General features: G+C 60.6%; 17 protein-coding genes. 13 read left to right on the forward strand and 4 right to left on the reverse strand.

Annotated features, from left to right (window positions below; all coding sequences use genetic code 11):
• Positions 1-113 precede the first annotated feature (113 nt).
• Positions 114-2039, forward strand: coding sequence for a molybdopterin biosynthesis protein (locus tag ACZM8Y_RS07965; RefSeq protein WP_482330700.1), 1926 nt, complete (start codon positions 114-116; stop codon positions 2037-2039).
• A 459-nt stretch (positions 2040-2498) separates the two neighbouring features.
• Entirely contained in the window at positions 2499-3011 is a 513-nt protein-coding gene (locus ACZM8Y_RS07970) for a GNAT family N-acetyltransferase (RefSeq protein ID WP_337431910.1), read from the forward strand.
• 284 nt (positions 3012-3295) lie between these two features.
• On the opposite strand, the gene ACZM8Y_RS07975 is transcribed toward ACZM8Y_RS07970, so the two are convergent.
• Together ACZM8Y_RS07975 and ACZM8Y_RS07980 are read right to left on the reverse strand one after the other, a co-directional pair.
• Positions 3296-4219, reverse strand: a complete 924-nt coding sequence (locus tag ACZM8Y_RS07975) for a hypothetical protein (protein WP_302551380.1) — start codon at positions 4217-4219, stop codon at positions 3296-3298.
• A 143-nt stretch (positions 4220-4362) separates the two neighbouring features.
• Positions 4363-4770, reverse strand: coding sequence for a hypothetical protein (locus ACZM8Y_RS07980; protein WP_308772115.1), 408 nt, complete (start codon positions 4768-4770; stop codon positions 4363-4365).
• 24 nt (positions 4771-4794) lie between these two features.
• Between ACZM8Y_RS07980 and ACZM8Y_RS07985 the strand changes: the two genes are divergently transcribed.
• Together ACZM8Y_RS07985 and ACZM8Y_RS07990 are read left to right on the forward strand one after the other, a co-directional pair.
• Positions 4795-5451: a tetratricopeptide repeat protein gene (locus ACZM8Y_RS07985; protein WP_308772116.1), complete on the forward strand. Its 657-nt coding sequence runs from the start codon at positions 4795-4797 to the stop codon at positions 5449-5451.
• A gap of 152 nt (positions 5452-5603) precedes the next feature.
• Complete coding sequence (locus tag ACZM8Y_RS07990) at positions 5604-6638, forward strand: hypothetical protein (RefSeq protein WP_308772117.1); 1035 nt, start codon at positions 5604-5606, stop codon at positions 6636-6638.
• 739 nt (positions 6639-7377) lie between these two features.
• On the opposite strand, the gene ACZM8Y_RS07995 is transcribed toward ACZM8Y_RS07990, so the two are convergent.
• The gene (locus tag ACZM8Y_RS07995; RefSeq protein WP_482330699.1) at positions 7378-9315 is read right to left on the reverse strand and encodes a 3-phosphoshikimate 1-carboxyvinyltransferase; all 1938 of its coding nucleotides are present in this window, start codon (positions 9313-9315) and stop codon (positions 7378-7380) included.
• A gap of 264 nt (positions 9316-9579) precedes the next feature.
• On the opposite strand from ACZM8Y_RS07995, the gene ACZM8Y_RS08000 reads away from it, so the two are divergent.
• Positions 9580-10317, forward strand: a complete 738-nt coding sequence (locus ACZM8Y_RS08000; protein WP_302551385.1) for a sulfite exporter TauE/SafE family protein — start codon at positions 9580-9582, stop codon at positions 10315-10317.
• Positions 10318-11933: 1616 nt separating this feature from the next.
• Here the strand turns inward: ACZM8Y_RS08000 and ACZM8Y_RS08005 are convergent.
• Positions 11934-12896 (reverse strand): AEC family transporter, encoded by a 963-nt coding sequence (locus ACZM8Y_RS08005; RefSeq protein ID WP_479859828.1) that lies wholly within the window; start codon positions 12894-12896, stop codon positions 11934-11936.
• 236 nt (positions 12897-13132) lie between these two features.
• Between ACZM8Y_RS08005 and ACZM8Y_RS08010 the strand changes: the two genes are divergently transcribed.
• From ACZM8Y_RS08010 to dsrK, 8 genes are all read left to right on the forward strand, one after another.
• Positions 13133-14425, forward strand: a complete 1293-nt coding sequence (locus ACZM8Y_RS08010) for an N-acetylmuramoyl-L-alanine amidase (protein ID WP_302552690.1) — start codon at positions 13133-13135, stop codon at positions 14423-14425.
• A gap of 535 nt (positions 14426-14960) precedes the next feature.
• On the forward strand, positions 14961-15302 hold the full coding sequence (locus ACZM8Y_RS08015) for an ArsR/SmtB family transcription factor (protein WP_302552688.1): 342 nt from the start codon (positions 14961-14963) through the stop codon (positions 15300-15302).
• An 84-nt stretch (positions 15303-15386) separates the two neighbouring features.
• Positions 15387-16451 (forward strand): permease, encoded by a 1065-nt coding sequence (locus tag ACZM8Y_RS08020; protein ID WP_479859185.1) that lies wholly within the window; start codon positions 15387-15389, stop codon positions 16449-16451.
• 1653 nt (positions 16452-18104) lie between these two features.
• Positions 18105-18302: a hypothetical protein gene (locus ACZM8Y_RS08025; RefSeq protein WP_482330697.1), complete on the forward strand. Its 198-nt coding sequence runs from the start codon at positions 18105-18107 to the stop codon at positions 18300-18302.
• 301 nt (positions 18303-18603) lie between these two features.
• On the forward strand, positions 18604-22989 hold the full coding sequence (locus tag ACZM8Y_RS08030; protein ID WP_482330696.1) for an acyl-CoA dehydratase activase-related protein: 4386 nt from the start codon (positions 18604-18606) through the stop codon (positions 22987-22989).
• A 548-nt stretch (positions 22990-23537) separates the two neighbouring features.
• Positions 23538-24065 carry an RsbRD N-terminal domain-containing protein gene (locus ACZM8Y_RS08035; protein WP_482330695.1) on the forward strand — a complete coding sequence of 176 codons (528 nt, stop codon included), beginning with the start codon at positions 23538-23540 and terminating at the stop codon, positions 24063-24065.
• An 89-nt stretch (positions 24066-24154) separates the two neighbouring features.
• Entirely contained in the window at positions 24155-25186 is a 1032-nt protein-coding gene (gene dsrM, locus ACZM8Y_RS08040) for a sulfate reduction electron transfer complex DsrMKJOP subunit DsrM (protein WP_302552680.1), read from the forward strand.
• A gap of 12 nt (positions 25187-25198) precedes the next feature.
• Complete coding sequence (gene dsrK / locus ACZM8Y_RS08045; protein WP_302552679.1) at positions 25199-26863, forward strand: sulfate reduction electron transfer complex DsrMKJOP subunit DsrK; 1665 nt, start codon at positions 25199-25201, stop codon at positions 26861-26863.
• Position 26864 lies beyond the last annotated feature (1 nt).

Here is a 26864-nt window from a genome sequence, read left to right on the forward strand (position 1 = left end):
CCCAAAGACTTTTGTAAAGGTTTATGGCGGAACGGGCGGCACGGGAAGCCAAACCTTGGCGCACGTCTCCCGGCAAGGCTGCAAAATGTGTTTTATTTACATAAGGAATTATCATGAAACGTAATATCTATCTCAAGACAATCCCTCCCGCGGAAGCTGTCGCACGGGTGAAGGCTTCCATAGACCGCGAAGCCCTAATCCGCGAGGAAACGATCCCTTCGCATGAAGCTTCGGGCCGGGTGTTGGCGCACGCGGTACACGCCCGCTATTCCGCGCCCACCTTCCATTCGGCGGCGATGGACGGTTACGCGGTCAACGCCCGTTCGACCTTCGCGGCACGGGAAGGGCACCCGCTGACGCTCAAGGCCGGGGAAACCTGCTTTGCCGTCAATACCGGCCACCCCATGCCCGAAGGCTGTGACGCCGTGATCATGATCGAACAGGTCGTGCTGGACGGCGACGGCGTCACCATTGAAGCCCCCGCCTTTCCGTGGCAGCACGTCCGCCGCATCGGGGAGGACATTGTGGCGACGGAGCTGCTCTTTCCGCGCAACCACCAGTTGAGGCCGTGGGATGTGGGCGCGCTGCTTTCCGGCGGCATCTGGGACGTGCCCGTCTGGGAGCGCGTCACTGTCCGCATCATCCCGACAGGGGATGAGGTGCTCGACTTCGCCACGCACCCCGATCCCGGCAAGGGGCAGGTCGTGGAATCCAATTCCCAGATGCTGGCGGCGCTGGCCCGTGAATTGGGCTGCGTCGTGGAACGCGCCGCCCCCGTCCCGGACAGCCCGGAAGCCCTGCATCAGGCCCTGAAGGACAGCCTTGACGCGGGCAGGCACCTGACCATCTTCTGCGCGGGCTCGTCCGCAGGCTCCAGGGACTTCACCCGCGCCACGCTGGAAAAGGAAGGCGAAATCCTCACGCACGGCATCGCCGCCATGCCGGGGAAGCCTTCCCTGCTCGCCAACTGCCGGGGCCGCCTCGTGGCAGGGGCGCCGGGGTATCCGGTAAGCGCGCTGGTCTGCTTCAAGGAACTGCTCGAACCGCTCATCTCGTGGCTTTCGCACCGTGAACCGCCCGCAAAAACCGTCGTCCCCGTCGAGCTGACCCGCACCGTGCCCTCCCGTCCGGGCGTCGAGGAGCACGTGCGCGTGTCCATCGGGCGGGTCGGCGACAAGCTGGTCGCCACGCCGCTCGGACGCGGGGCCGGGAACATCACCACCGTCACCCGCGCACAGGGCGACGTGCGCATCCCCGAACAGGCTGAGGGCCTGAACGAGCACGCCGTGGTTCCCGCCGAGCTGTCCGTTTCGGAAGCGGAACTCGACCGCATCCTTGTCTGTGTGGGCAGCCACGACAACACCCTTGACCTGCTCGCAGACGAACTCATGGGCCTGCCTGAGCCCTTCCGGTTCGCCTCCACGCACGTCGGCAGCATGGGCGGCATTACGGCCCTGAAAAACGGCTCCTGCCACCTCTCCGGGATGCATCTTTTCGATCCCGACTCCGACGACTTCAACTTCCCGTTCATCAAGAAATTCCTGCCCGATGCGGACGTAACGGTCATCAACCTCGCCATCCGGCATCAGGGCATCATCGTCCCGCACGGCAACCCGATGGATATTCAGGGCATCGACGATTTCACCCGTGTCCGCTTCATCAACCGCCAGCGCGGGGCCGGGACGCGCATCCTCCTCGACTGGAAGCTGAAGCAGGCCGGGATCAAGCCTTCCGACATCAAAGGATACGACAAGGAAGAGTTCACGCACATGGCCGTGGCGGTAAACGTGCTCACCGGGGCGGCCGACTGCGGCATGGGCATCTACGCCGCAGCCAAGGCGCTTGGCCTTGACTTCGTGCCGCTCGCCCTCGAACGCTATGATCTCGTCATCCCCACGCGCTTCCTCGATGATCCCCGCGTTCAGGCCGTCCGCGCCCTGCTCGACTCGCCGGCATTCAAGGCGCGCATCGAAGCCCAGGGCGGCTATGATACGCCCCTTACCGGGCAGATCATGGTGGAAGGCGAAAAACGGATGTAGGAAGAGGGGAGGGGAACCCTTGGGGCAGGGGCGGCGTTGCCGCCGATGTCCGTAAGGCAGGGGCCCCGCCCGACAGCCAAGGCACCTGCCGGGCCATCCGTGCGGGGCCGTCTGTAGAGGCCCCTCCCAACCTCGGCGCAGCCGCCGGAGCGTAAGATGCGGGGGCCATCCGTGGGGAAGGCTCTGTTCAAGTTTACGGTTGATAAAGAGAAAGGCTCTGTTATCGCTTATGGTTGTTTTATCTCCACAGTGCGGTGAAAAATATAGCCTTTTTCTCCGGTTTTCCCCTTGGCGGGATCCACTGATAAGGCATTTTGCCGGTTACCCCTTTGGAACTTCAAGGAAAAAAGCATCAACCATTTTCTATACACAGCCGTGGGGAATCCCTCCCCCGCCAAGATTCACCCCTAACCCGTTTCCTTATCAGGGAAACCGATCAGCACAGCCAAGGAAAGCCTCATGATCCGCCCTGCCACAGAAGCAGACCTGCAAGCGATTTTGGATATTTATAACGATGCCGTCATCAACACCACGGCCGTCTACACCTATAGGCCGCATACGCTGGACATGCGCAGGCGGTGGTTCAACGAACACCGTGAGGCCGGGCTTCCCGTTTTCGTGCTGGAAGAGGACGGCGTGGTAGCCGGATTCGCCACCTATGGAAATTTCCGTCCGTGGCCCGCCTACAAGTACAGCATCGAACATTCCATTTATGTGCATAAGGACTTCCGGCGGCGCCACATCGCCACCCGGCTGATGGAAAAATTGCTGGAGGCCGCGAACGGGGCAGGCTATGCGACCATGATCGCGGGCATTGATGCCGACAATGCCGCCAGCATACGCATGCACGAACGATTCGGGTTTACGTTCGCCGGGAAAATCGTCAAAGCGGGGTACAAGTTCGGCCGCTGGCTCGATCTCGTTTTCTACCAGAAGCTTCTCGACGGCCCGAAGCAACCTGTTGGTGAATGAGAGAGGAAAGAATTGGAGGGGGGAACCTTTCTCAAGAAAGGTTCCCCCCTCCAATTTCACAACAATTTATTTGGCTGTGTTTAAGTTTGTGGTTGATACAAGATTCCAACTGGAAAGGAAGAGTTTTTTGGAAATTATCTGGAGATCTTGCAACAATTTTTCAAAACTGGATTTCATGTAATGAACAAAAAATGAGAGAGGCCCACATCACTAGACGTGGAACGGACTTTTATCTATTGATTTTCATTGAAAAAATCATCAACCGTAAAATTGAACACAGCCATTTATTTCCCAAACGTCACGCGCATGTCGCTGTCGACGAACACATCCGCCTGCATGTTCTTGCCGACGGCCTGCGCCGCGGCTGTGGCAAGCTGAGGGAGGATTTCGTAAGTATTGCCTTTCGATCCGCCGCTCGTCACCACAACGCGCCAAAGCACGGCCTCATCCGGGACGCCCTGCGAAGCGGAGGCCAGCAGCGGAGGCGCGTAGGGCGGCTCCCGATCGGGATCGGCCCCCGTCGCCTTCAGCGGGGCGGCATAGGGGGGCTTGCTGAGGGCTTCCCCTTCAAGCACAATCGGCGGCGCATACGGCCCCTTGGAAGGATCGCCGCCCTGCTCCGCCGCAGGCATGGGCTTGGAGGCGATGCCCGAAGGCTTCGCGGCGGGGAGCAATGCCTCCAGCGTGGCCTTGGGCAAGGCATCGGCACGCAAGGCTTCCACAACCAGTACGCGGGAATAGACGGCCTGAATGGCCGGTTCGGGCACATAGAATGCCTGCCGCGCATACCCGAACGGCCCCCTGCGCCACGGGGAAGAACCAAAACCAATCCCGGTACCGAAGCTCAGGCCGGGCCGATAAAAAGGATCGGCCCACTCCCTGATATACTGCGGCCCGCCGGTCATCCACCAGATCCGCACCAATACGTCGGCTTCGGCGGCATGATCGGGATTGGAAAGCCACTTCCAGTTATAGAGCGAAAGCGCCGTGGCAAGCGGCACCGACACCGTCTGGAGCCCGGAAACGGTTTCCGGGGCGGAGGCCGAAAGCCCTGGCCCCGGCACAGCCGCCCATGAGAGCTTTGTAGGCACCGGGGTTGCTTCCGCGTTGGCCTGAACCGTAGCCGCAACCCTGTATCCGCAGCCGGAAGCCATCACGGAAACAAGGCTCAAAATAAGCCATAGGGCAAGAATCCCTGAACGCTTCATGTTCGCCTCCCTGACCCGTCCCGGAAACGGCGCGTTTCCGGCGGGCGTTCCTGCGCGACGGCAGGAAGGGGATCATACGGGAAAGCGCAACAGCCCGCAATTGTTCCTGACCGGCGCGCCCCCGGAACCGAACAGGGAAAGGTTCAGCGCGACAAACGCTCAGGGAGCCGTTTCCAGTACCACGAGCCCACTTCCGTTTCAGGATCGCCCCACTCTTCCGACGCCTCAAAAAACTCCAACAGGCGCCGTTCTTCCCCTCCCTCAGGCAGATCGGGGAAAGCCAACCGTTTCGCGCGGAAAATCAAGGCCAAATCCTCCAGCAGATTCATCCAGTGGCTTTCGTCATCATGCGGAAGGGTTGCCAATTCGTTGAAAAAATGCTTAGCAAACGGCATGTCTTCGGTTATGCAGGAATCGAGCGTGTCGGCCAATTCACAAACGCGGCGCAGCCCTGCAAGAACCAAGGCACCCATCCGGGCCTGTTCCACAGGCAAATCCGAAAGCCGGTCACGGGCAACCTTGATGGCCGATATTTTGTATTGAAACATCATTACCTCCGGGGTTACTATATGATAATGAATATAGAAAGTTTTAACATTAGTAAAAGTGTTCTATATAAGCTTATCAATAAAATCAATCCTGTCCGATTCCGGGCCATTGCGGGGGGGCTGGCCCTGCTGTCCATCCTCACGCTGCCCGGCTGCTCGCTGCTGGAGCCGGAAAAGTTGCCCCCCAAGCCAGCCAACCCCACGGGGGTATCGGGCAAACATGACCCGCAGGCCGAGCAGCTCTTCGCGAAGGCGCATATCCTTTGGAAAGGCGAGACGTGTACCGACCCGGAAAAGGCGCTGGAATACCTTGACGAAGCGCTGAAAATCGAGCCCGATTACCCACAGGCGCTGATCCGCCGCGGGCTGGCCCTGAGCCAGCTCGGATACGCCGACGACGCCTTCGATGATCTGACGAAAGCCATCCGGATCGAACCTTCCGCCGAGGCGTACCTCTCGCGGGGGATCTGCCTGTTCCAGCAGGGGAATACCGCCGGGGCCCGCAAGGATCTGGAAGAAGCCCTGCGCCGCGACGACAGCTCGTATCGCGTATGGAACATCCTCGGAGCGGTCGCCCTCAAAGAAGGCAAAGAGCAGGAAGCCTGCGAGTCCTTTGAAAAGGCCTGCTCAGCCGGCGACTGCGCGGGCATCGAAGCCGCCCGCCGCGAAAAAATCTGCAAATAGCCGCCGGCCCCCGCGCGGCCCCGTTTTCCCGCCGCTTTCCCTGCGCAAGCGGCGCGGCTTTACCTCCGCTGCCAAAGTCGGTAGAGAAAACGGGAACACGCAGCCGCCGCAGGGGTATCCCATCCCGCGGGCCGCATCACCGAGGTACTGGCATGTTGACGAACCGCTCCCACAGCCCGCTGTATCTTCCCCTGCTGATTGCCGTTTGCGGGATCCTCTTTTCCGTCTGGAACGCATTGGATGCGGCGTCCGTGCCCTGTGTTTCCGCAGGGTGTACGCTCTATCAGAACTTTTCCATCAACGGCTATTCCCTGTGGTGGGGCGGCGTGGGGATCTTCTCCCTGCTGGGGCTGCTGGCCATTACCGGACACGCGGCGCTTGGCCGATGGCTGGCCGGGCTTGCCGTCCTGCTGGACTGCGTGCTGCTTGGGATCATGATCCTGACGCTCCCCTGCGTCGCCTGCATGGTTGCCGCGCTGTTCCTCGCGCTCTCCTACAGCGCATTCCGCGCCGCCACGCTTGCGGACGCCCACCACGGCGCCTTGCGCCACGCTTCCCCCCTGCTTGTCGTCTGGGGTGCCCTCTTCCTCCTGACCCTTGGGGGGCTCGCCCGGAGCGAAGTCGGCCCGTGGGCGATCCAGTCCCCTGAGATGGAAGACGAAGCCACCGCCCGCGTTTTCTTCTCCCCCTCGTGCAGCGCCTGCCGCCAACTGGTGATGGGCATGTCCGAAGCCGACGCCCGCAAGATCATCTGGTGCCCGGTTGCGGAAGAGGAAAAAGATCTCGCCATCATCCTGAACCTCAAAAAACGCATCGAGATGGGCACGCCGCTGACCCGCTCTTTCCTGCCGTCTTTGGAGACGCCGCCCTTGGGCCTCTGGGATCTGTTCAGCCTCGACGTGCTGGCAACCCAGTTCCGGCTCTGGTGCAACGATGCGCGGGTCATCAACTCCAGCGAGGGACGTTTGCCGCTGGTGGAATTCATGGGCGTCCCCTCGGCGCTCGTCAAGGCGAAGTCCCCGGCCTCCTCCGCGGCACGCCCCACGGCCCCGTCCGCGCCTTCCGAACCCATGTTCGGCGGCCAGTCGGTCTTGCCCGGACAAGCCGCGCCGCAGGATTATGGCCTCCCCTTCGACATGGGGAACTCCGGCAGCTGCGGCGGCCCCAGCGCCGTGCCCTGCCCCTGATGCCAAAAGGGACATTTCGAGAGGCTGTGTTATAGAAAATGGTTGATGCTTTTTTCCTTGAAGTTCCAAAGGAATAATCGGCAAAATGCCTTAGCCGTGGATCCCGCCAAGGGGAAAACTGGAGAAAAAGTCTGTATTTTCACAGCACTGTGGAGATGAAACAACCACAACCTATAACAGAGCCTTTCGAGAAAGCCGCCTCTCCCCACGTATAGAAAAGCGATTGATTCCCCTTAAAAACTAAAAGGAATGCTGTGTTCAATTTACGGTTGATAATTTTTTTCAATGAAAATCAGCAGATAAAAGTTTATTCCACGTCTAGTGATGTGGGCCTCTCTCATTTTTTGTTCATTACATGAAATCCAGTTTTGAAGAATTGTTGCGAGACCTCCAGATAATTTCCAAAGAACTCTTCCTTTCCAGTTAGAATCTTGTATCAACCACAAACTTAAACACCGCCAAAAGGAAACGGTTCCGCGCCCGGATTGTACCGGATGCGGAACCGTTTCCGTTCGGCTCGGCGATCCCATTCCACGGTTGGAAAGAAGCGGCCTTTGGATTCCGTGGCCTCTCCCCACAATCCGTTTCAGGGAACGCTGCGAACAGGGATTCGATAAGCGTAAAAATCTTTGAAGAGAAGGGGGTGGGGTTTGGGGAGGGGGAGGAGAAACTTTCTAAGAAAGTTTCTCCTCCCCCTCCCCAATCGCTTCACATGCCCTTCAAAACGCCGGATCCGGCCCTAGTCTTCGTCAGGATAGACAATTTCGTCGGGCATTTCGGATTCGGGGGTATGGCTGGCCAGCACGCGGCGGCGGGCCGGGCGGCTGCTGGCTACGGGCGCGGCCTCTTCCTCATGCCCTTTACGGGCCATCGAAGGAGTCGGCAGCGTGTTATAGATATTCCAGTAAACGGGCAGGTAGTTCGTAACGATGCCGGGGTTGCTCAGCTTGATGTTCGGACGGAGGAAGGCCGCCAGAGAAAGCGCCAGAGCCCACTGCACGGTCGGGCTGGCCCACGGCGTGGTGGAAGGCTCGATGGAAACGAGCCGCCCGTCTTCGCAAGACAGGCCAAGCTGGTTCAGGAAGCTTTCCACAAGGATCTTATCCACGCTCTCAGGCAGTTTGGGCATGGCCCCGCCCTTCGCACGCACGGCGGGGATCAAGGACAGCGCCAAGGCAAGCGGCAGAAGCGCGGAAGGCAAATCCGTGAGATCATCAACAGGATTGGGCGACGGAAGGGCCTCACCCTCGGCAACGCCTTCGCCAAAGGAGGCGGACACTTCGCCGTCGGCGACGAAGAGGTTCACGCCCAGCTTGGAGAACAGGCCCTTGACGACGTCGCCGCTTCTGGCGTCGCCGGTGGCTTCCCAGTGGCCGGAAAGCTTCACGCGGCCGCCGACAAAGGCGGGCATGGCGAGCAGCGTCGCCGCGGCGACGACATTGATGCCGGGAAGCAGATCATCGGGGAACTGGGCCTTGCCGGGAACCACATGCAGGGAAAGGGCCCCTTCGGTATCCGTGAGGCTCGCCTTGATGCCCGCGCTCTGGAGGATGGGCAGAACCTTGGAGACGATGCTGCGGCCTTCGGCGTGCCCGCTCAAGTCGACCGTAACGTCACGCTCCCACCCTGCCGTAGCCACGAGCAGGGCTTCCAGCGCGTCGGCGGGCAGTTCGGCGGGCACGGCCACCTCGGACGGCAGCATGGCGGAAGATTCCAGACGGGCGGGCAGGCCTTCCTGTCCGGGAACCACGCTGGTCAGGCGCGCGCCGAGCAGCGGCAGGAAATGGCGGATCGGGGCCAAGTCCACAAACTTGAGGCCGCTTTCGCCGATAATCTTGAGGCGCGCGGGCCGCGTCACCATCTGGAACAGCATCAGGTACAGGTTGAACGGGTCGTCGCCGACGTGCACCACCTTGTCGAGGATGGACTTGCTGTAGCCGGAAACCGGCTCGCCGCCCTGACAGAGGATACGCCCGTCCTCTTCCCAGCGCAGGCGTGCGCCGACCTGATTAAGCCCTTTCAGGCACTCCATGACCGGGCCGTTGAGCGGCACGCCGTGAAGGGTGCATTCGGCGGCGCCGCTGGCCGCGAGCACCATGCGGACGCGGGGCAGGCGGTCGGAAGCGGGCGCGGGCAGATCCACGGCAAGCGTTTTGCGGGCCGGGGCGAGGTTGAAGGCCGAAGGCTGCTCCATATCGGCGGGGGCGACTTCCACTTCCTGAAGCAGGGCGAAAATCTGGCGGATGAGCTTGGGATCGCGGCTGACCGCGGCAGCGTTTTCTTCCCACGAAGTACGCAGTTCGCGTTCGTGATCCGACGTTCCGGCATTGGGCAGGCGGGTCAGCATACGGCTGCGGCGGGCGATCATCTTGATAAGATCGCGGTCGAGTTCGCGCAGTTCGGCGATGAGGCCGGCCCCTCTCTGCGGGCGGGGGCGGTCGCCGTTTTCAAAACGATCGCGGGGGCGGCGCTGTTCGCCGCGGACGGCCCAGTCAGGGCGCGGGGCCCGCTCGGAACGGTCGCGGTTCGACCATTCGGGGCGATCGGAACGGCGGGAGGCCCATTCGGAGCGTTCGGGGCGTTCCGTCCGTTCGGAACGCTCCTGCGGCTTGTTCCGCGGGTCGTTGAAATCTCTGGGGTTGCGGGAATCTCGGGAAGAATGGCTTTTGATGGTCATGGAGGGGTACTCGTAAGAGGTCTGAGTTCAAGACGGGATATGCAGGCTCCACAGGCAAGGCGCAGCTTCGGAACGAACTGTCATATAAAGAACTCATGATACCTCGAAAAGCCCTCACCCGCAAGCGCAGCCCAGTGTTCTTTCCGTCCTGCGGCCCACTTGACAGGGGGCTTCCGCCCACGTTAGGCCGATCCCTAGATGCCCCGCCCACACAGGGCGTTTTCCGGGCCGGGCATCCTTCCCCCGCAGCCCTGAGGAGGCCCCATGTCCGGCTTCACCCCGCTTCTGTTCGCCTATGTCTTTGCAGCCGTTTTTCTGGCGGGCATCGTCCGCGGTGCGACGGGATTCGGCTTTTCCATGATCATGATCGTGCTCCTGACGCTGTTCTTCCCCCCTGCTCAGGTGGCTCCGGTCATCCTGTTCTGGGAAGTGCTGGCCAGCATCGGACACCTGCCCTTCGTCTACAGGCAAGTCCACTGGAAATCCCTCCGCTGGCTTGCGCTCGGCGTGGCGCTCGGCACGCCTTTCGGGGTTTACTGTCTGGTTTCCATACCCGTGGACGCCATGCGCCTGATCATCAACGCGGTAGTCCTCATCCTCACTTCCATGCTTTACTGCGGGCTGCGGCCCAAGAACGCGCCCACGCCGCCCCAGACCACGGGCGTCGGGCTCCTCGCCGGGATCATCAACGGCGCTTCCGCCAACGGGGGCCCGCCGATCATCCTCTTTTTCCTGTCCAGCCCGCTTGGGGCCGCCGTGGGGCGCGCTTCGCTCATCGCCTTTTTCCTGTTCACGGACGTCTGGGCCTCGCTCTTTTACTGGCAGCAGGGGCTCATCAGCCTTGATACCGTCATCTTTACCCTTGTCTTTATGGTTCCCATGTTCGGCGGCATGTGGTTCGGCAACCGCTGGTTCTCCACCGTCGACGAGGCTCGCTTCCGCAAGGTTGTCCTTGCCCTGCTCATGCTCATTTCCATCGTCGGGCTTGTGAAGGCGCTGTAGCCGGGAATGCGGTGGGGGAAGGGAGGAGAGGCCTTTCTGAAGAAAGCCCTCTCCTCCCTTCCCCCACACCCCCATCCCTCCTCTCCCAAAGACTTTCGACTGGTGGGGAGGCCGCGCGAAAGGAGTCCGTCCCCGCGACAGGTGATTGGCTTGAAAGGCGCTTTTTTTGGAAAGTGCCCCCCACAGCGCCCGCCCTTTCAAGGCTCGTCTGCCGGGCGGCGATGCCTTGCCCGTCCTATATCGGCTTCTGCGGCGACACGCCGATGGTGCGGAAGCGAAATATGTTGTCCATTCGGCGCGCCACAAGGGACTGTGTACAGGACTAGGATATCTTCTTTTTAGGCTGTTTATAGAAAATGGTTGATGCTTTTTCCTTGAGGTTCCACAGGGATAACCGACAAAATGCCTTAGCCCTGTATTCCGCCAAGAGGAAAACCGGAGAAAAAGGCTGTATTTTCACCGTACTGTGGAGATGAAACAACCACAAACTATAACGGAGCTTTTTTAAGGGAAAGAAATACGAGGGAAGGGAGGAGAGGGCTTTCTTCAGAAAGCCCTCTCCTCCCTTCCCCCACACCCCCATCCCTTCTCTCCCAAAGACTTTCGACTGGTGGGGAGGCCGCGCGGAAGGAGTTCGTCCCCGCGACAGGAGAGTGGCTTGAAAGGCGCTTTGTTGGGAAAGTGTCCCCCACAGCGCCCGCCCTTTCAAGGCTCATCTGCCGGGCGGCGATGCCTTGCCCGTCCTATATCGGCTTCTGCGGCGACACGCCGATGGTGCGGAAGCGAAATATGTTGTCCATATGGCGCGCCACAAGGGACTGTGTACAGGACTAGGATATCTTCTTTTTAAGCTGTGTTATAGAAAATGGTTGATGCTTTTTCCTTAAGGTTCCACAGGGATAACCGACAAAATGCCTTAGCCTTGTATTCCGCCAAGAGGAAAACCGGAGAAAAAGGCTGTATTTTCACCGTACTGTGGAGATGAAACAACCACAAGCTATAACAGAGCTTTTTTTAAGGGAAAGAAATACGAGGGAAGGGAGGAGAGGCCTTTCTGGAGAAAGCCCTCTCCTCCCTTCCCCCATCCCCCATCCCTCCTCTCCTAAAGACTTTCGACTGGTGGGGAGGCCGCGCGAAAGGAGTCCGTCCCCGCGACAGGTGAGTGGCTTGAAAGGCGCTTTGTTGGGAAAGTGTCCCCCACAGCGCCCGCCCTTTCAAGGCTCATCTGCCGGGCGGCGATGCCTTGCCCATCCTATATCGGCTTCTGCGGCGCACGCCGATGGTGCGGAAGCGAAATATGTTGTCCATATGGCGCACCACAAGGGACTGTGTACAGGACTAGGAGGTCTTTGGGGAGGTATGGCGCACGGCGCGGCCTCCAATGGGTTGCAAGAGGGCAGATGTCCCGACTGTCATGGCCCCCCAAAAACGGGAGAGGGCATATTCAGGAACCGCCCGGCTAAACCCTTGGTGGCTGCGGTGTTGTGTGGGCACTGGCTGAACATGGGCACATCTGCAATGCCAAGCGGGATGGGCGGCATCATCCCACGAAGATGGGGCCCGTAAGCGTACCGGCAGCTTCGGATGCCTTGCCGCTCCTGTGGCGCACCTCCCCCTTACAGCAGGCCGTAGTATTGGAATGCCACGATGAGCAGAGGGATGCTCACCGCCGATAAAGCCGTATCAACCACGATGCCGAGCGAAGAATCTTCTGTAGCCACCTGATATTTTTCCGCAATGATATAAGCCGCCACAGCCGTGGGCATGGCTGCCACAATGGTTGCCGAGGCAAGCGCGATGCCGCGCACGCCGAACAGGTAGAGGACGCCGAAAATGAAAAGCGGCTCCACCGCCAGTTTCAGCACATGCAGAGGGAACTGGCGTCTGACCCATCCCTTTACGAAGCCCTGCGAGGAAGTCATCTGCTTTGAGAGGATCATGCCCATGCAGAACAGCGCGCAGGGGGCGGACGTGGAACCGAGCATGGCCGACATCGACAGGATCGGCTTTGGGACGGCGATATGGAACAGGCTCACCGCCGCGCCGAGCGCCGAATAAATGAGCAGGGGATTGTGGAGCAGCGAGCGGAGCAGGGACAGGAACACCTCCTTGCGGCCTTCGCCCTTGTGCTTCCCGGCTTCCAGCCTGCCGTCCGTGAAAAGCAGGTTCGCGGAGGTCATCACCGCGCAAAGGCTGGCGACGATGGCGGCCTCGGAACTGTCCGGCAGCAGGAGCACCACAATCGGCAGCCCCATGAACGCCGCATTCGGGAAGCTCGACAGCAGGGCGAACACTGAGCTTTCCTCCCAGCGCCTCCGCAGGAAGTTTGAGAAGAGCACGTATGCGAACAGGTAGGTGATCCCGTAGCCGAGCAGGATGCCCCCGACCATGCCCCCCGACATCTGCCCCGCTTCCATGCGGGCAAGCTGGTTGAACAGCATCATGGGCAGGCCGATCCAATAGACGAACTGGTTGAGGCAGCCCGATGTCTCTATGGGCAAAAAACCCATCCGTTCAACGACGATGCCAAACAGGATGATGCCAAATACGGGAACCAGCGTGGAAAGGATGGACAACATGGGAGCCTCGGAAGGATACTGTTTGTTCAATCAATCAGAGCCCGCAAGCTATATACCGTGCGCCGTCGGCATGCAACGGAAAAAACGGCGCCCTTTACCGTGCCTTGGATATCCCGGAATGTCCACAACGCCTTTCTCACCCTCTCACGGGCATCCTTCCTTGTTTTTTCTTTTTCCCGTTGGTACTCTTGACGGAACTGGCGCAGCGGCGCAAAAAACCTCCTCCCCACTACGGCATGGACACAACACGACAGCCAAGAGACAAAAGCAAGACGACTCATAAAAACAGCCTGTTCCTTTCATGGTGCATTCTGCTGGCGTTGTGTTTCGCGTTCGTATCCGCCGCCCCCGCCGCTGCCGGCCCCAATCCGGCAAAATACGATAAAGCCATCCGGGATATGGCGCAGCTTCAAAAATCCAAGAAACGGCTCCAGCGTGAGCCGTGGGAAAAGCTTGCCGAAACCTTCCTGACCGTCTATCGGGTCGAAAAAAAATGGAAAGAGCGATCAGCGGCCTTGTTCCGCTCCGCCGAAGCGCTGGATCATTTGGCCCGCTGCGCCTCCAATGCCAAGGATGCCCGGCGCTCGGTGGATCGGTACCTCCAGCTCGTCCGCCTCTATCCCAAAAGCTCGCTGGCAGACGACAGCCTGTACCGGGCGGCGCGGCTGCGGGGCCAAATCCTCCGCGACAAGGCCGGGGCGCAAGAACTCCTCAGGCAGATCCTCAAGAAATACCCCTCGTCCAATACGGCTAAAGACGCCTCCGGCTACCTTGCGGCGCTCTCGCCCAAAGAAAAAAAACGGCCTCCCTCCGCCGCCAGCAAAGTAAGCAAGGGGAAACAGCCTAAAGGCAAACCGTTCCGCCTCGGTGTAAAAACAGTGCTCATCGATCCGGGGCACGGCGGCAAAGATCCCGGCACGCACCACAACGGCATCAGGGAAAAAGATCTTACGCTGGACATCTCCAAGCGCGTGGGGGCGATCCTGTCCTCGCGCGGCCTCAACGTCCGGTACACGCGCCGCTCCGACACATGGATCACGCTGGAGCAGAGGGCCGACAAAGTCCGCACCAACAAGGCCGATCTCTTCATTTCCATCCACGTCAACGCCAACCCCTCCAAGGGCGTGCAGGGTTTTGAGACGTACTATCTCGACGTTTCCCGCACCTCGGCGTCAACCCGCCTTGCCGCCGTCGAAAACGCCCTCCGTGGCCGCAGCCGCGCCGCGCGGGAAAAGCTGCCGCCCCACCGCCTCTTCACCATCCAGAAACAGGAATCCCGCCGCCTTGCGCGGAACGTCCATGAGACGACGCTCAAATATCTCAGGAAAAAGAATTACCGGACTCACGACGGCGGCATCAAAACCGCCCCCTTCCATGTCCTTCGCCGCTCCGGGGTGCCCGGCGTGCTGATCGAGGTGGGTTACTGCACCAACAAGGCCGAGGCCGCACGTCTGGCCATCGACGCGTACCGCGCCTCCATCGCGCGCGGCATCGCCAACGGCATTTTGGTTTATACGGGGAAGATGTGAGATGTGGGGGAAGGGAGGAGAGGCCTTTCTGGAGAAAGCCCTCTCCTCCCTTCCCCCACCCCCCCATCCCTCCTCTCCCAAAGACTTTTGACGGGTGGGGAGGCCACGCCGCGGGAGTTCGTCCCGGCTCAGGGCAAAAGTCTGGGAAGGCGGAGCTGCGCTCAAACAGGATGTGGAAATCCCGTTCCCGGATGCGTGTTGGGCGACATGCACCTTTTCGGTGACTTCCTAGGCTCTGTTATAGCTTGTGGTTTTTCTTCTCCGCAGTGCGGTGAAAAATACAGCCTTTTTCTCCGGTTTTCCCCTTGGCGGGAGCCACGGCTAAGGTATTTTTCCGGTTATCCCTTTGGAGCTTCAAGGAAAAAAGCATCAACCATTTTCTAGAACACAGCCGTTTCCTAGAAAATTCATTTTAAGTTTTACCTAGTTGAATTCAAATTTTATTGAACGCGCGAATGGCCCGTGTTGGAGCCGCCTTGACGCGCAGCCTCTTTTTGCTTATTTGGCCTTTTAGACAAATAAAAGAAGAAGCACTATGGACGAAAACAAAAAACGCTTTCTTGCAGAACAAGCGAATATTTTCAAAGCCTTGGGGCATCCAAGCCGCCTTATCATGGCCGAAGCCCTGACGCGGGGGCCTCTATGCGTCTGCGATCTGCACAAGCTGGTCGGCGGCGATCTCTCCACCGTATCGCGCCATCTCGCCGTTATGAAGGAAGCCGGGGTCGTTGACGACGAAAAGCGGGGCACAAATGTTTTTTATTCGCTTTCCCTCGGTTGTCTGGATACTTTTTTACGCTGTACGGGGGACGTAGTCAGAGCGAGGCTGCTCACACGGCTCAAGGGCGTCATGCCGGATCGTTCCGGCACGGCCTGATGCGGGCGCCTGCCGATGGTGCGGGCGCCGTTTTTTTGGCTTTATTATTTGTATAAAAGGCCAAATAGCAAAGGAGTGTTTGTCATGAATCGGATTGGATTTTTGGGAAAGGGGGCGGCTGCCGTCACCGTTTGGATCGCGGCCTATACCATCAATCGGCCCTTGGCCGAATGGCTGGCGTACGGGCTGTTTGGGCTGGCTCCCGGCGGATCGGCGGGCGGGGCTGTTTCGTTCTTTATTTACGACACCATAAAGATACTTCTGCTGTTGGTGTTCATGGTATATGGCGTGGCGTTCTTCCGGGCGGGGCTGCAAACGGAACGCCTCCGCGCACGGCTCGCGGGAACCCGGCGCGGCTTCGGCTATCTGCTGGGGGCGGGGTTCGGAGCCGTGACGCCGTTCTGCTCTTGCTCCAGCATCCCTCTGTTTCTAGGGTTCACCACGGCGGGCATCCCCTTCGGCATCACCATGTCGTTCCTCATTAGCTCACCGATGATCAACGAAATCGCCGTAATCCTGCTCGGAGGGCTGCTCGGCTGGCCGTTTGCGCTGGCCTATGTATGCACGGGGCTTCTCGCCGGGATCGCCGGGGGGCTCATCATGGACGCAGCCGGGGCCGGGCGCTGGCTGAAACCGCTGCTGCGCCGGAAACCCGAACTTCAGGAGCTGCGCCCGTCCTGCGCCTGCGGAGCCATCCTTCCCACACGGATTTCCCTTGAAGGAAGACATCGGTTCGCACTTGCGGAAACGCGCAGCATATTCCGCCGGGTGGCCCTGTGGGTCGTGATCGGCGTGGGCGTCGGTGCGCTTCTGCACGGGTATGTCCCTGATGAATGGGTCGTCACGCACCTCGGAAAAGGGCAGTGGTGGACTGTGCCGCTGGCTGTTGTGGCGGGCATCCCCCTGTATGCCAATGTAACCGGGATAGTGCCGATCCTTGAAAGCCTGCTGCTCAAGGGCGTGCCTGCCGGAACCGCGCTGGCCTTCTGTATGGGCACCGTGGTCGTAAGCCTGCCGGAAATCCTCATGCTGCGGCAAATCATGCGCTGGAAGCTCATTGCGCTCTTTCTCGCCGTGCTGCTGGTTTTCTGTACGGCTGCGGGATGGCTGTTCAACGGCTTGCCGTTTGCCGCCGGAACAGGCTTATGAGGAAGGCTGTGTCCTAGAAAATGGTTGATGCTTTTTTCCCTGAAGTTCCAAAGAAATAACCGGCAAAATGCCTTGGCTATGGATTCCGCTAAAAGGGGAAATCGTGAGAAAAAATCTTCATTTTCACTGTGTTGCGGAGATGAAGCAACCGTATGCTATGACAGAGCCATGAGGAACACCCCAAGAAAGGATGAACGCGATTTCTGAACTTCCATCCCATTGCCTCAGGAATGGCCGCCCCCTCAAAGGGACAGCCATATCCCACGGCAGCCTCCCGCCATACAGACACGCCCTGGGAGCGCAAAAAGGCGGTTCCGGCTTGCTATCCCGAAGAAATGTCAATGACGACAATTGGCACTATCTTCTAGAAGATACGAACGGCATGAAATTAAAATCATAATTTCAAATTTTGATTTGACTTAATACTCAATTTTTTCTAGAAAAATCAGGCAGGGTATGCGGGAAGCGCCTGCGCTCCATCCGCACAGAGGGAGCAGCAGGGGTTAGAGGCAGTAAAGGGATCTCCTCTATGCGTCCGAGGTGTATGAAGGAACACATTTCCATCAAGGCTATTGCCCGCCACGCCAGCTATGCGCCTCCTCGCATGAGAGACATTCTTCACGTTGATCAGGCGGGCAGCACGGGCGCGATGCGCCCTACGCGCATACAGAAACATCACGGCCTTTTTCTCCGTTTTTCCCCTTGGCGGATGCGCTCTACGCGCATGAAGGAACATACCGAAGGGCGCACTTTAGGCCGTGTCGTCAAAGATATAATCTATTGAAATGGCTGTGCCATAGAAAATGGTTGATGCTTTTTTCCTTGAAGTTTCAAAGGAATAACCAGAAAAGTGCCTTAGCCATAGGTTTCGCCAAGGGGAAAACCGGAGAAAAAGGCTGTATTTTCACCATGCTATGGGATGAAACAACCGCATACTATGACAGAACCATTGAAATTGTTTAACCATTTTTCAAGCCACAAAAGATTGTTTTGAATAATTTCAAATAATTATATGTAACACAACGACACAGCCCAGCAAACTGCGTTTGCTGTGGCTCTGTATGTGGAGAGACAGCGGTACTCGAATCGGGCCGAGCAAGCTTTTCGCGATGTGCTCCATGCGTATGGAGAAACAGCCAACGGGCCCTCACTGTTCGCCAGCGTCGGGCAATGTGCTCCATGCGCATGGAAAAACGGCAACTGGGATGGAAAAGGACGCGATCCCGGCACGCATCACTCCATACGTATGGAAGGACAGCAGCCATTGCAACGTGTTCCCCACACATGGATTTCCTAATACAGGCCGTCTTTGACCTTCACGAGGCTGCACGTGTGTTCCCCACCCACATGGATTTCCTTCATGCGCATGGAGCAACTAGACGCTCCGATTGGCTAAAAATACTCCTCCTGCGGCTGCTCATGGGATACTCCAGAGCCTTGCGGATCAAAACGGAAGCTGTGGCATAGTATGTGGTTGTTTCACCTCCACAGCGCGGTGAAAATAGAGACTTTTTATCCGGCTTTCCCCTTGTCGAAATCTGCGGTTGAGGCCTTTTGTTGGTTATCCCTTTGGAACTTCGAGGAAAAAACATCAACCATTTTCTATGACACAGCCAAACGGAAAGGGCCTCTTGCGGCCACAGTGGGATACCTTTGGATGATCAGGGCGTCGGTGTCTCCCCGGTTCTGGAAAACCTGCCGCCAAAGGTGAGGCTGGCGGAAGCGGTTCCGGCTCTCCGCATGAAACCGCAAGGCCGCGCCCGCAGCGCCCTTTGTGCCGCCTTGGAAGCCGCTGCGGAAATTTTTTTACGCGCCCGCCCTCTGTACTGCCGATCTGCGGTGCTCTTGTAATCGCCTGTTCAAGCGTTTCCCGCTTGCCATTGGAACCAAAACCATGTGAAATGGTGGCATCAGATACCTGAACAGGGCACATTTGCCGCATATTGTCGACATTGGAATACAATACATTGATACTCTGTACTTTTTTAGTATCATTGGGTATCTGGTTAAAAAAAGACACCATGTTATGTGCAAAGATAAAGGCGCCGTTCCTTTTTCCGAGCCGTTTTCCGATGGCAGTAAAGAAGCGATGCAGTCGCTTATGGAGGTTTCCGCTGTCAGCGGCGGGCTCTCCAGCAATGTAAGGAGATCCATGATGGAAAGAAGCGTATTTCTGGGGCTGGACATTGGTTCAACCACGGCCAAACTCGCGCTCGTCGCCGCAGACGGCAAGCTGCTTGAGGCGCAATACCTGCGCCACGGGGCGGCCGTCCGGCAGACGCTTTCCACCATGCTCGACCAACTGGCCCTCAAGTATCCCGGCATGGCGGTCTCGGCGGCGATCACCGGCTCCGCATCCCTCGGTCTCTCGGAAGCCCTTGGGCTGCCGTTCGTGCAGGAAGTCGTGGCCGCTTCACGGGCCATCGCCGTGCTTGCCCCGCAAACCGACGTGGCCGTGGAGCTCGGCGGCGAAGACGCCAAGATCCTCTATCTCAGCCAAGGCATGGATCTGCGCATGAACGAAGCCTGCGCAGGCGGCACTGGGGCGTTCATCGATCAGATGGCGGCGCTGCTCCACACCGACGCCTCCGGGCTGAACGAGCTCGCCGCGAACTACAAGACCCTGTACCCCATCGCTTCGCGCTGCGGGGTGTTCGCCAAGACCGACGTGGTCCCCCTGCTTAACGAAGGGGCCGCGCGGGAAGACCTCGCCGCCTCCATCTTTCAGGCCGTGGTCGAACAGACCATCGGCGGGCTGGCCTGCGGGAACCCCATCCGGGGCAAGGTCGCCTTCCTCGGCGGGCCGCTGCACTTCCTGCCCGAACTCCGCAAACGCTTCATCGCCACGCTCAAGCTCACGCCCGAAGAGGTTGTGCCGTTCCCGAACGCCCAATATATGGTTGCGCTCGGCACGGCCCTGAGCCTTGTGGAGCTGCCCGGCGCGGCACGTATGGCCGACATGGAGCCCGTCACGCTGGACACGCTGGCCGGGCGCGCCCGCGTGCGGGGCGATGCCGGGGATCGGACGGCTTCCCTGCCCCCGCTGTTCGACAACGAAGCCGACTACGAGCTGTTCCGCGAACGCCACAGCCGGGACGCCGCCCCGCGCAAGCCGCTGGAAGCCGCGTCCGGCCCGCTCTTCCTCGGCGTCGACCTCGGTTCGACGACGGTCAAGGCCGTGCTTGCCGATGCCGGCGGCGCTGTCCTGGCTTCATGGTATGAGCGCAATCAGGGCGATCCGCTGGCGGGGCTTTTGCCTTACCTTGCCGATCTCATCGACAGCCTGCCTGAAGGCGCGTGGATCCAGTCCAGCGTAGCCACGGGCTACGGCGCGCAGCTCGCGCAGGCCGCCCTCGGCTCGCTGTCCGCCGAGGTGGAAACGGTGGCCCACCTGAAAGCCGCCTGCCGCCTCGTGCCCGATGCGACGTACGTCATCGACATCGGCGGCCAAGATATGAAGTGCCTCAAGGCGCGGGACGGCCTCATCGCGGGCGTGACCCTCAACGAAGCCTGCTCCGCCGGATGCGGGGCCTTCCTCGAAACCTTCGCCCGCAGCCTCAACCTGGGCATGGAGGCGTTCGTGCGCGCCGCCCTGTTCGCCCGGCATCCCGTGGATCTGGGCTCGCGCTGCACCGTGTTCATGAATTCCAAGGTGAAACAGGCGCAGAAAGAAGGCGCGGACATCGGCGACATCGCCGCCGGGCTGTGCTACGCCGTGGCCCGTAACGCGCTGTACAAAGTCCTGCGCCTGCGCACGCCCGCCGAACTGGGGGATCGCGTGCTGGTGCAGGGGGGCTCGTTTTTGAACGATGCCCTGCTGCGGGTCATGGAACGGCTCCTTGACCACCATGTCTGCCGCCCCGACATCGCCGGGCTCATGGGGGCCTACGGCGCGGCCCTGCTCGCCCGCAGCCGCACGCCTGACGGCGCGGCCCCCACGCCCCTGACGTCGGCATCCCTGCGCGCCCTCAAGATTTCCGCCAAAACCCTGCGCTGCAAGGGATGCGGCAACCACTGCCTGCTCACGGTCAACCGCTTTTCCAACGGCCGGAAGCTCGTATCCGGCAACCGCTGCGAACGCGGCGCGTCCGGCGGCGAAGCGGCCCCCCCGTCCATGCCCAACCTGTACGCATGGAAGGAACGCCGCCTGTTCGGATACGAGCCGCTCCCGCAGGACGGCGCCCCACGCGGACGCATCGGCATCCCCCGCGTGCTCAATATGTATGAGCATTACCCGTTCTGGTTCACGCTGTTTACGGAGCTGGGCTACCGCGTGGAGCTGTCCCCGCCGTCCGGCAAGGAGCTTTTCGATCTCGGCCTGTCGTCCATGCCCTCGCAAACGGTCTGCTACCCCGCCAAGCTCGCGCACGGGCACATCGCCTCGCTCCTGCGCAAGGGGCTCAAGCGCATCTTTTTCCCCTGCCTGCCGCGCGAGCGCCGGGAAAGCAAGGACGCCGCGGACGGCTACAACTGCCCGGTGGTGGCCGGGTACCCCGAAGTCATCCGCCTGAATACGGACGAACTGCTGGAACAGGGCTGCACCCTGTACACGCCGTTCGTGTCGCTGGAGCACCCCGACACGCTCGTCGCCGCGCTGCATGACCTGTTCGGCATCCCGAAAAAGGAACTCCGCGCCGCCGTGCGCGTCGCCTCCCTTGAACAGGAAGCCTACCGCGCCGAGCTCCGGGCCGAGGGCGAACGGGTGCTCGCCGAACTGGAACGCACCGGCAGGCTCGGCATCGTGCTGTCCGGGCGGCCTTACCATGCCGATCCGGCTGTCCATCACGGGCTGCCCGAACTCATCGCCTCCCTCGGCGCCGCCGTGCTCAGCGAGGACAGCGTGGCGCACCTTGGGCACCCCGCCGAACCGCTTCGGGTGGTGGATCAGTGGGCCTATCATTCCCGTTTGTACCGGGCCGCGGCGCTGGCCTGCACGCGCCCCAACCTCGAACTGGTGCAATTGACCTCGTTCGGCTGCGGCCTCGACGCCATCACCGCCGATCAGGTGGCGGAACTCCTCACCCGCGCCGGGAAGCTGCATACGCTCATCAAGATAGATGAGGGCGCGTCCCTCGGCGCGGCACGCATCCGCATCCGCTCCCTGCTCGCCGCCGTGGAGGAACGGCGCGGCACGCCGCCCATGCCCCGGCACGCCGCTCCCGCCTCCCGCCCGGTGTTCACCAGGCCGATGCGCCGGACGCACACCATCCTTGCCCCGCAGATGTCCCCCCTGCACTTCGACATCATCGGCAAGGCCATTTCCAGCGCGGGCTACAATCTGGAAGTCCTGCCCACGGTCAGCCGCGGGGCCATCGAAACCGGGCTCAACTACGTGCACAACGACGCCTGCTACCCCGCCATCGTGGTCATCGGGCAGCTTATCGACGCCCTGCAAAGCGGGCGGTACGACCCCAAGCGCACGGCCCTTATGCTGGCGCAGACCTGCGGCCCCTGCCGGGCGACCAACTACCCGGCGCTGCTCCGCAAGGCCCTGTGCGAAGCCGGGTTCGGGGATGTGCCCGTCCTGACCCTGAGCGGCGGCTCCCTGAACAGCCAGCCCGGATTCTCCGTCTCCGCGAGCCTGCTGCACCGGCTCATCCTGGGCTGCCTCTATGGGGACATGCTCCAGCGCGTCTCGCTGTCCGCGCGCGCCCATGAGCGCAACGCCGGGGATACGGACGATCTGCTGGCCCACTGGATGAACCGCGTAAAGTTCAGCGCGGCGCGGGGCGACAGCTCCCTGTTCAAGTCGCACATGCGGAGCATCGTGCGGGATTTCTCGGCCATCCGCCAGAACCACGCGCCCTTGCCCCGCGTGGGCATCGTGGGCGAAATCCTGCTCAAGTACCACCCCGACGCCAACAATCAGGTCATCCGCCACATTGCGGAAGAAGGCGGCGAGCCCGTCCTGACCGATCTCATGGACTTTTTCCTTTATTGCCTGCTCGATCCCGTCTACCTGTGGCGGCACATGGGCGGAAAGGCACTCCCCGCACTCGGCAACTGGCTGATCATCAAGCGCATCGAATCCCTGCGCGACGCCATGCGCCGGGCGCTCGAAGGCAGCCGGTTCCTCCCCGTTTCCCGGATTGCGGATCTGGCCCGCAGCGTGCGCGGCATCGTCTCCACGGGCAATCAGGCCGGGGAAGGCTGGCTGCTCACGGCGGAAATGCTGGAGCTCATCGACCACGGGGTGGGCAACGTCCTGTGCCTCCAGCCGTTCGGCTGCCTGCCCAACCATATTACGGGCAAGGGCGTGCTCAAGGAATTGAAGCGCATCCGGCCCCACGCCAACCTCATGGCCGTGGACTACGACCCCGGCAGCAGCGAGGCGAACCAGCTCAACCGGATCAAGCTGTTCATGACCGTGGCCCGCAGCCGCATCCCGCAGGAGGCGCAGGGCGATCACGCGCCCGCCAGCCTCAATGAGTCCGTCGCCCAGCTCGCCGGGCGCCTCCGCGACAACCTCAAGGGCAAGCTCGAAAACACCATCGGTGGAAGCGGGAACAGCGGCGACGAAGTGACGAACCCGGCGTGAACGGGGATGGCTGGGGCATGAGGGAGGGCCCTTTCCGAACCCCCTCCCCCAAGGCTGCCGCCCCGCCGTACCTGAAAACAGGGCCATAAAGGGGCACGCCCCGGTTGTGGAGCCTGAAAGCCGCATCATAAAAGCAGGCCCGGCGGCGGACAATGCCGTAGCCGGGCCTGCCCCCTTTGTTGCCCTGAAAGGGACGGGTAAGGGCCGTGCATCCCCCGCCGCCCTCCGGCAAACAGGCTTGCCCGGCGGGGCCGGATGCCCCATCGGACATGGTGAAGCCGGACGCGGCAAATAATCGCGCTAAAAATATTATTTTATTTAGTTCCAGAAGATTATACGCTGTTTGTCTGAACAGCCAAACACTCCCCTCTCAAGCCGGTCTTGTGAAATTCGCCAAAATCGCGTAAGGGTGCAGACGGCGTATGATTTTCAGGTTCGGAGGCACTCGACGGAACAGGCGGGCCGCAACCTTTCGGGGCGGACGCTTTTGTTTTGATCGTGCGGCGCAGGAGAACCAAATCCCCTTCTTAACCTTGATGTGAGCAAGCATGAGCACTGAAGACATCATCTCGGCTCGGCGCGACGCGGCTATCCAAAAATGGACTGAAGCCGTGTTCGCCACGTATCCTTTTGAGACCACCGGTTTCATTCGGACGCAGCGCGATCGGTTCGCCAATCCCGTCGGCCACGCCACCCGCGCCGCCGGGGAACAGATCTACGATGCCGTCACGGGCCGGGATGTCGACTTGGACAAGGTGCACGCCGCCGTAGCGGAACTGATCCGCATCCGCGCGGTGCAGGATCTCAAGCCCGAACAGGCCATCGGCGTGCTATACCTGTATAAGCCCGTGCTTCGCGAACTGCTCCTTGCGGACATGCTGGCCGCAGGGGATGTCCAGGGGTTCCTGGACATGGGGGATCGTTTGGACACGCTCTGCCTCATGGCCTTCAACCTGTACCTTGCGGATCGGGAGCAGGTCTACGCCGAGCGTGTGGCCCAACAGCGCAGGGAGGCGTCTCAGATCAGGCGCTGGGCGGCCAGACATGGCATGGCGGAAAATCAGGGCGGGGAATAGGCCCTGCTTCCTGTTTCCCTTTCGGAATCCTTTTTATTGTGGTTACGGATTTGGATATGTCAAACTTTAAGCCTGGAGTGAGGTAGGGAATGATAGTTTCACTCGTGGCAGTCCTGCTCATCGGAGCCATCGCCTGGTCGGGGGCGGTCGCCGGATTCCAGTCTCTGCTGGGCGTGGCGCTGCCTCTGTTGGCCGCGGTCGTCTTCGTCTGCGGGATCATCTGGCGCATCACCTGCTGGTGGGCGAAATCGCCCGTGCCCTTCGCCATCCCCACTACGGGTGGTCAAGAGCGTTCTTTGGACTGGATCAAGCCGAACCGCCTCGACACGCCCATGAGCAACGCCGCTGTCGTAGGCCGCATGATCCTTGAGGTGCTGCTGTTCCGTTCGCTGTTCCGCAACACCTCTGCGGAAGTCAGCCCCGTGGGGCCGCGCGCTACCTATTTCTCCTCCAAATGGCTGTGGGTCTTCGCGCTGATCTTCCACTACTGTTTCCTGGTCATCTTCATCCGGCACTTCCGGTTCTTCATCGAACCCGTCCCGGTCTGCCTCACCTGGCTCGAATTCGTTGACGGCATCATGCAGATGGGCGTGCCGCGCCTGTTCATGACCGACATGCTCATCGTGGTGGCCGTGCTGTTCCTCTTCGGCCGCCGCCTGGTGAACCCGAAGGTGCGCTACATCTCCCTCGCCAACGACTATTTCCCGCTGTTCCTCATCATGGGCATCATCGGCACCGGCATCTGTATGCGCTACTTCGACAAGGTCGACATCGCGCAGGCCAAGGTGTTCATCATGGGCATCCTGCACTTCACGCCGCAGTCCGCCGAGGGCCTGAACCCCCTGTTCTTCACCCACGTCGCGCTCGTCAGCGTGCTGCTCATCTACTTCCCCTTCAGCAAGCTGATGCACATGGGCGGCATTTTCCTGTCCCCCACCCGCAACATGCGCTGCAACACGCGTGAAGTCCGTCACGTCAACCCGTGGAACAACCCGGACGCCCCTTACCGCACCTATGCGGAATATGAGGACGACTTCCGTGACCTGATGGCTGAGGCTGGCCTGCCCCTGGAAAAGCAGCCCGAAGACGTTGAACCCGCGGCCCCGGCCCCGTCCAAGTAAGGAGTTTCCCTAATGGCCAAAATGCCAAAACCGGAAGAAATGATCGCCTCCCGCGCGAGTTTCCCCGACAAGAGCTGGATGGACGTCAAGACCGAAATCAAGCCCGGTATGTACGCCTATCCCGCCAAGGTGGAGATTATGGAAGGGCTCCACATGCCTCACCCGCATGCGTGGCAGCCTGAGGATGAGGATTGGAACCTGCCCGAAAACTGGGAAGAAATCATCTATAAGGCCCTGAAGGAACGCCTTGCCAAGCACCGTTCCCTCAAGATCTTCATGGATACCTGCGTGCGCTGCGGCGCCTGCGCCGACAAATGCCACTTCTTCCTCGGCACCAACGATCCGAAGAACATGCCGGTGCTGCGCGCGGAACTGCTCCGTTCCGTGTACCGCCGCGACTTCACCACCGCCGGGCGTCTCCTCGGCAAGGTTGCGGGCGCCCGCAAGCTGACCACCGACGTCATCAAGGAATGGTTCACCTACTTCTACCAGTGCACCGAATGCCGCCGCTGCTCGCTGTTCTGCCCCTACGGCATCGATACCGCCGAAATCACGGCCATCGTCCGCGAACTGCTCCATGAGCTCGGCCTCGGCATCAACTGGATCATGGAACCGGTGTCCAACTGTAACCGCACCGGCAACCACCTCGGCATCCAGCCCCACGCCTTCAAGGAAATCGTTGAATTCCTCTGCGAAGATATCGAAACCATCACCGGCATCCATATCGATCCGCCGTTCAACGAGAAGGGCCACGAGATCCTCTTCATCGCGCCTTCCGGCGACGTGTTTGCGGAACCCGGCATCTACACCTTCATGGGCTACCTGATGCTGTTCCACGAGCTTGGGCTGGACTACACCCTGTCCACCTACGCTTCCGAAGGCGGCAACTTCGGCTCCTTCGTGTCCTTCGACATGGCGAAGAAGCTGAACGCCAAGATGTACGCGGAAGCCAAACGCCTCGGCTCCAAATGGATCCTCGGCGGCGAATGCGGCCATATGTGGCGCGTCATCAACCAGTACATGGCGACCTACAACGGCCCCGCGCCCGAAGGCATGGTGGACGTCCCCACCTCCCCCATCACCGGCACGCGCTTTGAAAACGCCCGCGCCACCAAGATGGTGCACATCGCCGAGTTCACGGCCGACCTGATTCACCACAACAAGCTGAATCTCCGCCCCGAACGCAACACCGGCATCATCACCACCTTCCACGACTCCTGCAACCCGGCCCGCGCCATGGGCATGCTCGAAGAGCCCCGCGCCGTCCTGCGCGCCGTCTGCCCCGAATTCGTGGAAATGCCCCCGCACACCATCCGGGAAGAAACCTTCTGCTGCGGTTCCGGTTCCGGCCTCAACACCGAGGAAATCATGGAACTGCGCCTGCGCGCCGGCTTCCCCCGCGGGAACGCCCTCCGCTACGTGCAGGAAAAGAACGGCGTCAACTGGATGTCCTGCATCTGCGCCATCGACCGCGCCGCGCTGCCGCCTCTCGCCAACTACTGGGCGCCCGGCGTCACCGTCAGCGGCCTGCACGAGCTGGTCGCCAACGCGCTGGTCATGAAGGGCGAACAGCCCCGCACCATGAACCTGCGTCAGGAAGACCTCGAATGCCCCGACCCCGAGCCGGAGGAAGAGGCCGTTGAAGAGCTCGCCGCTTCTGCCGAGGAGGACAACTAAA

Source organism: Bilophila sp. (assembly GCF_057864385.1).

What these genes read in the sequence shown, in the direction of transcription:
- ACZM8Y_RS07970 (WP_337431910.1), top strand. Translation starts at nt 2,499, where the DNA reads ATGATCCGCCCTGCCACAGAAGCAGACCTGCAAGCGATTTTGGATATT.
- ACZM8Y_RS08030 (WP_482330696.1), top strand. Translation starts at nt 18,604, where the DNA reads ATGATGGAAAGAAGCGTATTTCTGGGGCTGGACATTGGTTCAACCACG.
- ACZM8Y_RS08035 (WP_482330695.1), top strand. Translation starts at nt 23,538, where the DNA reads ATGAGCACTGAAGACATCATCTCGGCTCGGCGCGACGCGGCTATCCAA.
- ACZM8Y_RS08020 (WP_479859185.1), top strand. Translation starts at nt 15,387, where the DNA reads ATGAATCGGATTGGATTTTTGGGAAAGGGGGCGGCTGCCGTCACCGTT.
- ACZM8Y_RS07995 (WP_482330699.1), bottom strand. Translation starts at nt 9,315, where the DNA reads ATGACCATCAAAAGCCATTCTTCCCGAGATTCCCGCAACCCCAGAGAT.
- ACZM8Y_RS07965 (WP_482330700.1), top strand. Translation starts at nt 114, where the DNA reads ATGAAACGTAATATCTATCTCAAGACAATCCCTCCCGCGGAAGCTGTC.
- ACZM8Y_RS07975 (WP_302551380.1), bottom strand. Translation starts at nt 4,219, where the DNA reads ATGAAGCGTTCAGGGATTCTTGCCCTATGGCTTATTTTGAGCCTTGTT.
- ACZM8Y_RS08000 (WP_302551385.1), top strand. Translation starts at nt 9,580, where the DNA reads ATGTCCGGCTTCACCCCGCTTCTGTTCGCCTATGTCTTTGCAGCCGTT.
- dsrK (WP_302552679.1), top strand. Translation starts at nt 25,199, where the DNA reads ATGGCCAAAATGCCAAAACCGGAAGAAATGATCGCCTCCCGCGCGAGT.
- dsrM (WP_302552680.1), top strand. Translation starts at nt 24,155, where the DNA reads ATGATAGTTTCACTCGTGGCAGTCCTGCTCATCGGAGCCATCGCCTGG.
- ACZM8Y_RS07990 (WP_308772117.1), top strand. Translation starts at nt 5,604, where the DNA reads ATGTTGACGAACCGCTCCCACAGCCCGCTGTATCTTCCCCTGCTGATT.
- ACZM8Y_RS08005 (WP_479859828.1), bottom strand. Translation starts at nt 12,896, where the DNA reads ATGTTGTCCATCCTTTCCACGCTGGTTCCCGTATTTGGCATCATCCTG.
- ACZM8Y_RS08015 (WP_302552688.1), top strand. Translation starts at nt 14,961, where the DNA reads ATGGACGAAAACAAAAAACGCTTTCTTGCAGAACAAGCGAATATTTTC.
- ACZM8Y_RS07980 (WP_308772115.1), bottom strand. Translation starts at nt 4,770, where the DNA reads ATGATGTTTCAATACAAAATATCGGCCATCAAGGTTGCCCGTGACCGG.
- ACZM8Y_RS08010 (WP_302552690.1), top strand. Translation starts at nt 13,133, where the DNA reads ATGGACACAACACGACAGCCAAGAGACAAAAGCAAGACGACTCATAAA.
- ACZM8Y_RS07985 (WP_308772116.1), top strand. Translation starts at nt 4,795, where the DNA reads ATGAATATAGAAAGTTTTAACATTAGTAAAAGTGTTCTATATAAGCTT.